This window comes from Citrobacter freundii complex sp. 2025EL-00176, from assembly GCF_053309355.1.
Genome location: NZ_JBRYHT010000001.1, coordinates 195,614 through 206,158, shown reverse-complemented (window position 1 = coordinate 206,158; position 10,545 = coordinate 195,614). Strand labels below are relative to the sequence as shown.

The following is a 10,545-nucleotide window of genomic DNA, read 5'->3' as shown; positions in this document are numbered from 1 at the left end:
TTCGCTGTCATGCGCCTGGTGCAACTGTCCCGCCATTCTATAGCCTTCCCATCACCGGAAGGCGCTCTACGCGAGCCTAACGGTCTACTGGCGCTGGGTGGCGATCTCAGCCCAGCCCGCCTGTTGATGGCCTACCAGCGCGGTATTTTCCCGTGGTTTTCACCCGGCGATCCTATTCTGTGGTGGTCACCCGATCCGCGCGCCATTCTTTGGCCTGAAAACTTTCACCTCAGTCGCAGCATGAAACGCTTTCATAAAAATTCGCCTTATCGCGTGACGCTCAACTACGCGTTCGGTCAGGTGATTGAGGGCTGTGCGAACGATCGTGAAGAAGGTACCTGGATCACACACGATGTCGTGGACGCTTACCATCGTCTGCACGAACTGGGGCATGCGCATTCAATTGAAGTATGGCGACAAAATGAATTGGTAGGCGGCATGTACGGCGTGGCGCAAGGTACGCTGTTTTGTGGCGAATCCATGTTCAGCCGTCAGGAAAATGCGTCCAAGACCGCACTGCTTGTTTTTTGCGCTGAATTTATCCGTCAGGGCGGAAAATTAATCGACTGTCAGGTATTAAATAGCCACACAGCATCGCTGGGCGCCATCGAAACTCCGCGGCGGGAGTACCTTGAGCAGCTGAGCAGACTGCGTCAGCAGCGGCTACCGAGCCATTTCTGGATACCAAGGACGTTATTTTCGCCTCAAGGGTGAATGTTTTCGGCACATTTTTTGTCGGGGTGTTATAATTGTGCCGCAGAGTTGGTTTAGCCCATTACCCCGCCGCCGTTAAGGAACAGTTCGCGCCAGGCAACGCCTATCGTTTATCTCCTCGTTCCCTTACACGTTGCGCTTTAAGTGCGGCTTTGCCGTGGGTGGTTAGAGTAATGCGCCAAACCCGATTTGCTGTGTTTTAAACGCACAAATCTTTACTTATTAAAAGAACTTCGGCATTATCTTGCCGGTTCAAATTACGGTAGTGATACCCCAGAGGATTAGATGGCCAAAGAAGACAATATTGAAATGCAGGGTACCGTTCTCGATACGTTACCTAATACCATGTTCCGCGTAGAGTTAGAAAACGGTCACGTGGTTACTGCACACATCTCCGGTAAAATGCGCAAAAACTATATCCGCATCCTGACGGGCGACAAAGTGACTGTTGAGCTGACCCCGTACGACCTGAGCAAAGGCCGCATTGTCTTCCGTAGTCGCTGATTGTTTTTAACGCCCGAATGGCGTCCAGATAATAAAAGGTCGGTTTAACCGGCCTTTTTTATAGGCTGAGGCCAGGTATTTAATCCTCAATCATCCGCGCATATTCTTCTGTTAAGAAATCTACCAATGCGCGTACTGAGGGCAATAATCCCCGACGAGACGGAAAGACTGCGTGAATAATCTCCCGCTTAGGCTCCCAACCGTCAAGCAATGCCACCAGTTCACCCGCCGCTAATTGTTCTTTCACCATCAGTTGCGGAAGTTGTACAACCCCCACACCGGCAACCGCAGCTTCACGTAACGCCAGCATATCGGTGGTGATCATCCGCGGCGTGAAATGCACCTCCGCCCGTGCGCCCTGTGGGCCAAATAACTCCCAGCGATGCACATGTTTACCCGATGCCAGACTCAGGCCCGGCCAACGGGTCAATTCCGCCGGGGAGTTGACCGCGCCCATCTGTTCAATTAACCGCGGGCTGGCATATAACCGGTGTCCCCTGTCTGCAAGTACCCGCATCACCAGGTCGCTATCCTCAAATGGACGAGGTCTAACGCGAATCGCCACATCCAGGCCTTCGCCTACCACATCAACGCGGCGGTTCGTCGCCTCAAGCTGCACGGAAACATCGGGATAACGCGCCATAAATCGGGCGAGCATTGGCCCAATATGCACGTGCAACAAGGTGACCGGACAAGTCAGCTTCACAACGCCACGCGGCTCAACCTGTAAAGCCGCAATGGCATCCTGCGCCGCCTGTGCTTCCACCAGCATCGCCTTACAGTGTTCGTAAAATGTTTGCCCAACTTCAGTCACGTTAAACTGCCGGGTGGTTCGCTGAATAAGTCGAACCCCCAACCTCTCTTCAAGTTGCGCGATACGTCGGCTCAGTTTTGATTTCGGTTCATCAAGCGCGCGTCCCGCGGCTGCGAATCCGCCTTCCTCTACAACATGTACAAACCATGCAAAATCATTGAGATCCGGCTTTGTCATCTTATTGTCCTATTTATGAGACAGTGAAGACCATTTTAGCTACTACTCAGTTCGCTGTCATGAATATAAGCTTATTCACATCAAGATAACGCCACTGAGGAGACACAAATGAAACAAGTAACAGGCGTCTACACCGCACCTCGCCCACACTGGGTTGGCGATGGATTTCCGGTTCGCTCAATGTTCTCTTACCAGTCTCATGCAGAGCAGTTAAGTCCGTTTCTGCTGCTGGATTACGCCGGTCCGCATACGTTTACTCCGGGTAACGAAAAGCGTGGCGTCGGCGAACACCCTCACCGTGGTTTTGAAACGGTGACCATCGTTTACAGCGGCGAAGTTGAACACCGTGATTCAACCGGTCGTGGCGGCATTATCGGTCCCGGCGACGTGCAGTGGATGACGGCAGGTGCAGGGATATTACACGAAGAGTTCCATTCACCGGAATTTACCCGTCGGGGCGGCGAACTGGAAATGGTGCAGCTGTGGGTCAACCTGCCGGCCAAAGACAAAATGGCCGTACCGGGTTACCAGGGCATCACCAGCGATGTTATCCCCACGGTTGCTCTACCTGATGACGCAGGAAGCGTTCGCGTTATTGCGGGTAGCTACGAGGATATAAAAGGGCCAGCCCATACCTTCTCGCCACTGAACGTCTGGGATATGCGCCTGCAACGTAATCATCAACTTACGTTGTCCCAGCCGGAAGGATGGAGCACCGCCCTGGTGGTATTGAAAGGCAATATCACCGTCAACGGCGCCACGCCAGCCAGCGAAGCGCAACTGGTGGTACTAAGCCAGCAAGGGAAAACGCTGCATATTGAAGCCACCAGCGATGCCATCGTGCTGCTGCTGTCTGGCGAACCGTTAAACGAACCGATTGTGGGTTACGGTCCGTTTGTCATGAACACGAAACAAGAAATCGCTGAAGCCGTACGCGATTTTAACTCCGGCCGTTTTGGCCAAATCTGAATCGAAGGAGAAGAATATGTCCAGTCCTGCAAACTTTAATGGTTCACGTCCGGTCATCGATGTGAATGATTCCGTCATGTTGCTTATCGATCATCAGAGCGGGCTTTTCCAGACCGTCGGCGATATGCCAATGCCTGAACTGCGTGCACGTGCCGCGGCGCTGGCTAAAATGGCGACCCTGGCGAAGATGCCGGTAATTACCACGGCATCCGTACCGCAGGGACCTAACGGTCCGTTGATCCCGGAGATCCACGCCAATGCGCCGCATGCCCAATACGTGGCGCGTAAAGGTGAAATCAACGCCTGGGATAACGAAGACTTCGTGAACGCGGTAAAAGCAACGGGTCGTAAAACGCTGATTATCGCCGGTACCATCACCAGCGTCTGCATGGCTTTCCCGGCCATCAGCGCAGTGGCGGAAGGTTACAAGGTCTTCGCGGTGATTGACGCATCCGGTACTTACAGCAAGATGGCGCAGGAAATCACCCTGGCACGTGTGGTTCAGGCTGGCGTCGTGCCGATGGATACCGCTGCCGTCGCGTCTGAAATTCAGGGGACATGGAACCGTGAAGACGCCGCTGAATGGGCAGAAGTGTATACCAAAGTCTTCCCGGCGTATCAGTTGCTGATAGAGAGCTACAGCAAAGCCCAGGAAGTTGTGACCAACGGCGAAAAACTGGACTCTCAGCGTTAATTATATCCTCCGCGCTGGTTCGGGCGGAGGAATATGTACACTGTGTGACCAAACAACAGTGAACACGTAAATTCTGCTTGACCGTTTTAGCGCAACTCCCTATAGTAGCGCCCCGTTGCCCCCCAAGCGGTCAGGCAGCAATACAATATGGTGAGGTGTCCGAGTGGCTGAAGGAGCACGCCTGGAAAGTGTGTATACGGCAACGTATCCGGGGTTCGAATCCCCGCCTCACCGCCATATTTTAAGAAGAGCTCGTACGCAAGTGCGGGCTTTTTTTTCGCATATTTTACAGCCTGGCGGGGATGAGAAGCCCGGACCGGGTTCGACTACTGGCGCAGCCAGTTGGACAGACTGAGAGCGCAGCGAACAGGCTGCCCGCAGGGCGAGCGAAGCGAGTCAATCCCCGCCTCACCGCCATATTTAAAGAAGAGCTCGTACGCAAGTACGGGCTTTTTTTCGCATATTGCCTTTGCTGGATGCGGTGCAAGCACCTTATCCGGTCTACAAATGACGAACAGCCTGTAGGCCTGATAAGCGAAGCGCCATCAGGCATATCCGTTATTGTCTGCGGAGCAGCGTTAACACTTCGTAATGCGCGGTGTGTGGGAACATATCGAAAAGCTGGACGCGTTCAATGCGGTACCCTGGCAACTGGTGAATATCCTTCGCCATGGTTTGCGCATTGCAGCTTGAATAGACAATAAAACGTGGCGCCATGTGGGAAAGGAAATCGCACAGCGGTTTGCCAATCCCGCGACGCGGTGGATTCACCAGCACCAGATCGGGTACTTCGTCCTGGGCGGTAGCAAACTGAGTCGAATCCAGCGCCTGAAAATGCAGATTCTGCAACCCAAGCTCCTGCGCCGATTGTTTCGCACAGTTAATCGCCTCTGGCGCGATTTCAATACCTGTCAGTTTCATCTGCGGCGTGGCGCAATGCAGACCAAAGCCCCCTACGCCGCAAAACAGATCCCACATATGAGTAACCGGAAGCTGACGCACCCAGTCGCGCGCGGTGGCATATAAATGCCCCGCCACCACTGGGTTGGTCTGGAAAAAGCTCTGCGGGCGTATCCACAACGGCACATTGTTAAAGCGTTCCGCCAGCGCCTGCTGCTCTGTCAGGAAGATTTCTGTCTCCCCTTCCATAATCGCCATATGCACCGGTTGAATATTAACAGTGATCACTTTTAACTGTGGCAATTGTGCCTGCAACCACGGTAGCGCTGCACGCAACTGCGCCAGTTTGGCGTCTGAACGCAGGACAAAGCGCAGCATCATACCGCCATCAAATCGGCTTTCCGTTAACAGCAGATATTTCAGCTCCCCGCGTTTACGCGCCACGTTATAGGGCGTTAACCCCGCCCGGGCGATAAACGGTTTGAGCGCGGCAAATACGGGCGCAAAAGAGGCGGGATAGAGCGGACAATCACACAAATCTTCCGGCGTACCGTCACGATGCAGCATCCCAAGCAGTGGTTTTTCCACGCTGCCGCTGACCACCATTTTGGCTTTGTTGCGAAAAGCGCGTTCCGGGCCGCTGACCGGCGCGCACCATTCTCCGACCGAATAATCAGCCAGCAGATTCTGCAGATCGGCTGTTTTTGAGAGGAGTTGATCGGCGACAGGCTGTGTTATCCACTGACAGGAGCGGCAGCGCTCAGCGTCATATAGTGCGCACTGCATACAAAAACCTATAAATTAACAGGGGGCCAATATTATACACGTTATTGCAAACGGAAGAACCGCCGACTGGACGCGGGAACAAACAGTAGCAGCAACACCAGCATATCCGGCAATTTTTGCATCACCAGCGTACGCAGGATTTCACGTCTGGACTCTCCCGCAATGCTGAACAGTTCCGGATAACCATAGCCCAACGAGGCCGCCCACAGATAAACGCTGGCGATAATCTGGGTCAACAGATAGACCCAACGCGCCCAGTTACGTCCTTTTACCAGCGAAAATGCACAGTAGATTTCGATAAACAGCAGCGCCAGGCTGCCCAGAAACACCAGCGTCAAATTCCAGGTCTGCACGCTGCGATGAATAAATTCGCTGGTGCCACGCAACCCTAGCGTATTAAAAATCATCAACAGATCGAGACAGCGGATCATGATAATAGCCAGCGCCGCCACCTGCACCAACGCAGGGACGTTTAAGCGAGCATGTGATGTGGATGATTTCTTAAAAAATCCCAACGCGTCGTCTTCCATGAAAACGGCGCAGCCACCACAGCTGCGCCGTATAGACAGGTTGGCAGATTTTAGTTTTTTCAGCCGCGTCTTGCACGTTGGATATCGCGAATCCGTTGTTTTTCTGTTCGCGCCATCAGATACCACGCGATAAATCCGATAATTCCGACCACGCCAAGAATCAGCGTCGCCAGCGCGTTGATCTCCGGGTTAACCCCCATACGTACGCTGGAGAACACCAGCATCGGTAACGTTGTGGCGCCAGGACCAGAGACAAAGCTGGCGATAACTAAATCATCAAGCGACAACGTAAAGGCCAATAACCAGCCGGAGATCACCGCTGGCATAATCATCGGCAGCGTGATAACGAAAAAGACCTTCAGCGGCGTGGCGCCAAGATCCATCGCCGCTTCCTCAATGGAGTGATCCAGTTCGCGCAGCCGTGAGGAAATCACCACCGCCACGTACGCCGTACAAAAGGTGACGTGTGCCAGCCAGATGGTCAACATACCGCGATCCGCAGGCCAGCCAATGGCGTGCGCCAGCGCCACAAACAGCAGCAGCAGCGATAAACCGGTAATAACATCCGGCATAACCAGCGGTGCGGTGATCATAAAAGCAAACCCATTCGATCCGCGAAAATGACCAAAACGCACCATTACCACGGCGGCTATAGTGCCGAGGATTACCGCCATCGTCGCCGCACCCGCGGCAATCGTTAAGCTCATGCCGACGGCGCTTATCATCGCGGTATCGTGGAAAAGCTCACCATACCAACGCGTTGACCACCCCGCCCAGACCGTTACCAGCTTCGAGCTGTTAAACGAATAGATAACCAGCATCAGCATCGGGGCATACAGGAAGGTAAAGCCCAGTACCAGAATAAAGATACGCCACGGCGAGCGAACGACAGGTAAGTTATTCATCCGTGTTCCCCCACGCTTTTTTGCTGATATTTATGGAACCACATGATTGGCACAATCAGTAACAGCAGCATAATAATGGCAACGGCAGACGCCACCGGCCAGTCGCGGTTATTGAAAAATTCCTGCCACAGCACGCGACCAATCATGATGCTATCCGGGCCGCCCAGCAGTTCCGGGATCACAAACTCACCCACCGCCGGGATAAATACCAACATCGATCCGGCGATAATCCCGCCTTTGGTCAATGGCACAATCACGCTAAAGAACGTTTTCAACGGTCGGGCACCCAAATCCAGCGCCGCTTCTACCAGCGAATAATCAATACGCGTCAGCGCGGTGTAAATCGGCAGCACCATAAAGGGTAAATAGGCGTAAACAATACCGATATAGACTGCCAGATTAGTGTGCAGAATCGTCAATGGTTGATCGATAACGCCCAGCCACATCAGAAAGTTATTCAGTACACCGTTATTTTTCAGGATCCCCATCCAGGCGTACACGCGAATCAAAAACGACGTCCATGACGGCAGGATCACCAGCAGCAACAGAATGTTGCGTGTCGAGGGTTTACTGTGCGCGACGGCCCACGCCAGCGGATATCCCAACAGCAGACAACAGATCGTTGAAATCCCCGCCACCTGCAAAGATTGCAGGTAGGCATCAAAATAGAGCGGATCGTCCGTCAGTTGCAGGAAGTTGCCTAAATTGAGCGTGATGGATAACTGATTGTCAGTCCATGAAACGAGGTCGGTATACGGTGGAATAGCCCGCGCCATTTCCGCCAAACTGATTTTGAAGACGATCAGAAACGGCAGCAGAAACAGGAGCAGCAGCCACACATATGGCAGCGCGATCACCAGCTTGCGCCCGTGCTTCATTTGCAGCCGCGACATAAACAGCGTGAATCGCCCTGCTTTATCCACACGCGCCGGAGGTTCAAGTGTACTCATCTTCGCTCCTTAAACCGTCAACACCACACAACTGTCTGCATCCCAGCACAAACGGACCTCGTCACCCCAGGTGGGTAATCCCTTGCGATAACGATGTTCATTTTGTAGCTGAGCGCTCAGCATCTGGCCGCTTTTCAAACGTACGTGGTACACCGACAAATCGCCCAGATAGGCAATGTGCACCACTTCGCCTACCGCGAAGTTATAACCGTCTGGAGGAGGAGCCTCACAGAGCATGATTTTTTCCGGGCGCAGCGCAACATATACCGGGACGTTATCGACAATAGACGCATCTGCGTCCACTTTCAGCGGATGCACCAGCCCTGGAGACTCAATAATCAGACCCTCTTCCTGGCGTTCTTTCAGTAGTCCCTCAAAAACGTTAACCGAACCGATAAACTCGGCGCTGTAGCGCGTAGTCGGATGCTCATAGATCTCTTCCGGTTCGCCGATCTGGACAAATTTTCCACGGTTCATGATCGCAATGCGGCCTGCCATCGTCATGGCTTCTTCCTGATCGTGCGTGACCATCACGCAGGTCACGCCAACGCGTTCAAGGATATCCACCACTTCCAGTTGCATGCGGTCGCGGAGCTTTTTGTCCAGCGCCCCCATCGGCTCATCCAGCAGCAGCAGCTTCGGCCGTTTCGCCAGGCTACGCGCCAGTGCCACACGCTGACGCTGACCGCCAGACAGCTGGTGCGGTTTGCGTTTGGCAAACTCCTGCATATGCACCAGACCCAGCATCTCATTCACCCGGCTGGCGATTTCAGCCTTTGGCAGCTTGTCCTGCTTGAGGCCAAAGGCAATGTTCTGCTCTACCGTCATGTGCGGAAACAGGGCATAGGATTGAAACATCATATTGATCGGACGCAGATAAGGCGGGACGTGCGCTAAATCGACGCCATCGAGCATAATTTGCCCGGTTGTCGGCTGTTCAAATCCCGCTAACATGCGCAGCAGAGTCGATTTGCCACAGCCGGATGCGCCGAGCAGGGCAAATATTTCACCTTTGTAGATAGTAAGATTGACGTCATCGACGGCGTGTTGGCCGTCAAACGACTTGGTCAGGTTGCGAATTTCAAGCAGCGGGGTCAGCGCCTTGCGGATTTTCGCGTGTGGGCGTGGGGTTGCATCATTCACTCAGGTGCTCTCCGGCATAAAACAAAGAAACGGTGCAAATAACGCACCACGGTGGTGCGTATTGCCGGGTTATATGTGTTTAGGATCAACACTGCCCGGCAGACATAAATCCTGCCGGGTCATGCCCCAAACATCAGGTTATTTTCCGCTTTTTACCTTCGTCCACGCTCGGGTACGGACACGGTCGATCTTCGGATCCTGTACTTTCAGCGTGAACAGCTTGGCACGCACATCCGCAGGCGGGTAGATGCCTGGGTTATCACGAACTTCCGCACTGACCAGAGCCGTCGCTTCTTTGTTGGCATTGGCATAGAACACGTGGTCGGAAATATGCGCAATCACATCAGGACGCAGCAGGTAGTTGAGGAACTGATAGGCTTCGTCTTTGTTTTTGGCATCGGCTGGCATTGCGAACACGTCAAAGAACGCCATTGCCCCCTCTTTAGGAATTGAGAAAGAGATATTGACGCCATTTTTCGCTTCTTTTGCACGGTTCGCCGCCTGCCATACGTCCCCCGCCCAGCCAATCGCTACGCAGGTGTCACCGTTTGCCAGGTCATTAATATATTGCGAAGAGTGGAAGTAGCGAATATTCGGACGCAGTTTCAACAGCAGGTCGGTCGCCGGTCCGGTGTAATCATCTGCTTTGGTACTGTTTGGATCTTTACCCAAATAGTTCAGCACGGTAGCAAACACCTCTTCAGGCGCATCAAGGAAAGAAACACCGCAACTTTTGAGTTTTTCCAGGTTTTCCGGTTTGAGGATCAAATCCCAGCTATCAACAGGCGCATCTGACCCCAGCACCGCTTTCACTTTGTCCACGTTATAGCCAATACCGGTCGTTGCCCACATATACGGCATCGCAAACTTGTTGTCCGGATCGTGTTTGCCCACCAGCTTCAGCAGTTCGGGGTCGAGGTTTTTCCAGCCCGGTAATTTGCTCTTATCCAGCGGCTGGAAGACGCCTGCGGTTAGTTGACGTTCGAGGAAACTGGCGGAAGGAACAACCAGGTCAAAACCGGTGCTGCCCGCCATGAGTTTTCCTTCCAGTACTTCATTGGAATCAAATACGTCATAGATAACTTTAATTCCGGTCTCTTTTTCAAAATTAGCCACCGTATCCGGGGCAATATAATCAGACCAGTTATAAATATGCAGCGTTTTTTGTTCAGCAGCGAGCGTGCCGGCAGAGATGGACATCAGAGCACCCACAACCAGGCCTGATAACCATTTTTTATTTAAGGCGGTCATAATCTCTTTCCTTCTGAAAGTTCGTTAACAAACGAACAAAAATGTCACACTCTAATGATATGCAAGAAACGTGCATATTCTTTCATGCGGCACCAATGAAAAGAGAGACCTCTCCTCATGCCGCTATCGCCCGCAGATATCCGCCCACTCATTCACCACGTAGTATAGCCACAGCTCAGCTCATACGGGGCTGTGCGAAAACTGACGT

At 53.0% G+C, this 10,545-nt stretch carries 11 protein-coding genes and 1 tRNA gene; 5 read left to right on the top strand and 7 right to left on the bottom strand.

The window, feature by feature from the left end; all coding sequences use genetic code 11:
* Window positions 1–9: 9 nt before the first annotated feature.
* A complete protein-coding gene (aat, locus tag ACVXHP_RS01030) occupies window positions 10–714 on the top strand; it encodes a leucyl/phenylalanyl-tRNA--protein transferase (RefSeq protein ID WP_038639268.1) in 705 nt (234 codons plus the stop codon).
* 285 nt (window positions 715–999) lie between these two features.
* Window positions 1,000–1,218: a translation initiation factor IF-1 gene (gene infA, locus ACVXHP_RS01025; RefSeq protein ID WP_002211347.1), complete on the top strand. Its 219-nt coding sequence runs from the start codon at window positions 1,000–1,002 to the stop codon at window positions 1,216–1,218.
* A 79-nt stretch (window positions 1,219–1,297) separates the two neighbouring features.
* Here infA and ACVXHP_RS01020 read toward each other — a convergent pair whose 3' ends face one another.
* A complete protein-coding gene (locus ACVXHP_RS01020) occupies window positions 1,298–2,209 on the bottom strand; it encodes a LysR family transcriptional regulator (RefSeq protein WP_042309500.1) in 912 nt (303 codons plus the stop codon).
* A gap of 108 nt (window positions 2,210–2,317) precedes the next feature.
* Here ACVXHP_RS01020 and ACVXHP_RS01015 point away from each other — a divergent pair, with 108 nt between their 5' ends.
* The 3 genes from ACVXHP_RS01015 to ACVXHP_RS01005 all read left to right on the top strand — a co-directional run bounded on the left by ACVXHP_RS01015 (window position 2,318) and on the right by ACVXHP_RS01005 (window position 4,109).
* On the top strand, window positions 2,318–3,178 hold the full coding sequence (locus ACVXHP_RS01015; protein WP_200007048.1) for a pirin family protein: 861 nt from the start codon (window positions 2,318–2,320) through the stop codon (window positions 3,176–3,178).
* A 16-nt stretch (window positions 3,179–3,194) separates the two neighbouring features.
* On the top strand, window positions 3,195–3,872 hold the full coding sequence (locus ACVXHP_RS01010) for an isochorismatase family protein (RefSeq protein WP_042309503.1): 678 nt from the start codon (window positions 3,195–3,197) through the stop codon (window positions 3,870–3,872).
* A gap of 149 nt (window positions 3,873–4,021) precedes the next feature.
* Window positions 4,022–4,109, top strand: a tRNA-Ser gene (locus ACVXHP_RS01005).
* A gap of 321 nt (window positions 4,110–4,430) precedes the next feature.
* Here the strand turns inward: ACVXHP_RS01005 and rlmC are convergent.
* The 6 genes from rlmC to potF all read right to left on the bottom strand — a co-directional run bounded on the left by rlmC (window position 4,431) and on the right by potF (window position 10,337).
* Window positions 4,431–5,558, bottom strand: coding sequence for a 23S rRNA (uracil(747)-C(5))-methyltransferase RlmC (rlmC, locus tag ACVXHP_RS01000; RefSeq protein ID WP_447570699.1), 1,128 nt, complete (start codon window positions 5,556–5,558; stop codon window positions 4,431–4,433).
* Between the two features lie 41 nt (window positions 5,559–5,599).
* The gene (locus ACVXHP_RS00995; RefSeq protein ID WP_038639250.1) at window positions 5,600–6,088 is read right to left on the bottom strand and encodes a YbjO family protein; all 489 of its coding nucleotides are present in this window, start codon (window positions 6,086–6,088) and stop codon (window positions 5,600–5,602) included.
* A gap of 59 nt (window positions 6,089–6,147) precedes the next feature.
* Complete coding sequence (gene potI, locus ACVXHP_RS00990; RefSeq protein WP_447570698.1) at window positions 6,148–6,993, bottom strand: putrescine ABC transporter permease PotI; 846 nt, start codon at window positions 6,991–6,993, stop codon at window positions 6,148–6,150.
* On the bottom strand, window positions 6,990–7,943 hold the full coding sequence (gene potH / locus ACVXHP_RS00985; protein WP_304697661.1) for a putrescine ABC transporter permease PotH: 954 nt from the start codon (window positions 7,941–7,943) through the stop codon (window positions 6,990–6,992). The genes potI and potH overlap by 4 nt, the downstream gene beginning before the upstream one ends.
* A 9-nt stretch (window positions 7,944–7,952) precedes the next feature.
* On the bottom strand, window positions 7,953–9,086 hold the full coding sequence (gene potG / locus ACVXHP_RS00980) for a putrescine ABC transporter ATP-binding subunit PotG (protein ID WP_200007054.1): 1,134 nt from the start codon (window positions 9,084–9,086) through the stop codon (window positions 7,953–7,955).
* Between the two features lie 138 nt (window positions 9,087–9,224).
* A complete protein-coding gene (gene potF, locus ACVXHP_RS00975) occupies window positions 9,225–10,337 on the bottom strand; it encodes a spermidine/putrescine ABC transporter substrate-binding protein PotF (RefSeq protein ID WP_316128663.1) in 1,113 nt (370 codons plus the stop codon).
* Window positions 10,338–10,545 lie beyond the last annotated feature (208 nt).

What these genes read in the sequence shown, in the direction of transcription:
- aat (WP_038639268.1), top strand. Translation starts at nt 10, where the DNA reads ATGCGCCTGGTGCAACTGTCCCGCCATTCTATAGCCTTCCCATCACCG.
- infA (WP_002211347.1), top strand. Translation starts at nt 1,000, where the DNA reads ATGGCCAAAGAAGACAATATTGAAATGCAGGGTACCGTTCTCGATACG.
- ACVXHP_RS01020 (WP_042309500.1), bottom strand. Translation starts at nt 2,209, where the DNA reads ATGACAAAGCCGGATCTCAATGATTTTGCATGGTTTGTACATGTTGTA.
- ACVXHP_RS01015 (WP_200007048.1), top strand. Translation starts at nt 2,318, where the DNA reads ATGAAACAAGTAACAGGCGTCTACACCGCACCTCGCCCACACTGGGTT.
- ACVXHP_RS01010 (WP_042309503.1), top strand. Translation starts at nt 3,195, where the DNA reads ATGTCCAGTCCTGCAAACTTTAATGGTTCACGTCCGGTCATCGATGTG.
- rlmC (WP_447570699.1), bottom strand. Translation starts at nt 5,558, where the DNA reads ATGCAGTGCGCACTATATGACGCTGAGCGCTGCCGCTCCTGTCAGTGG.
- ACVXHP_RS00995 (WP_038639250.1), bottom strand. Translation starts at nt 6,088, where the DNA reads ATGGAAGACGACGCGTTGGGATTTTTTAAGAAATCATCCACATCACAT.
- potI (WP_447570698.1), bottom strand. Translation starts at nt 6,993, where the DNA reads ATGAATAACTTACCTGTCGTTCGCTCGCCGTGGCGTATCTTTATTCTG.
- potH (WP_304697661.1), bottom strand. Translation starts at nt 7,943, where the DNA reads ATGAGTACACTTGAACCTCCGGCGCGTGTGGATAAAGCAGGGCGATTC.
- potF (WP_316128663.1), bottom strand. Translation starts at nt 10,337, where the DNA reads ATGACCGCCTTAAATAAAAAATGGTTATCAGGCCTGGTTGTGGGTGCT.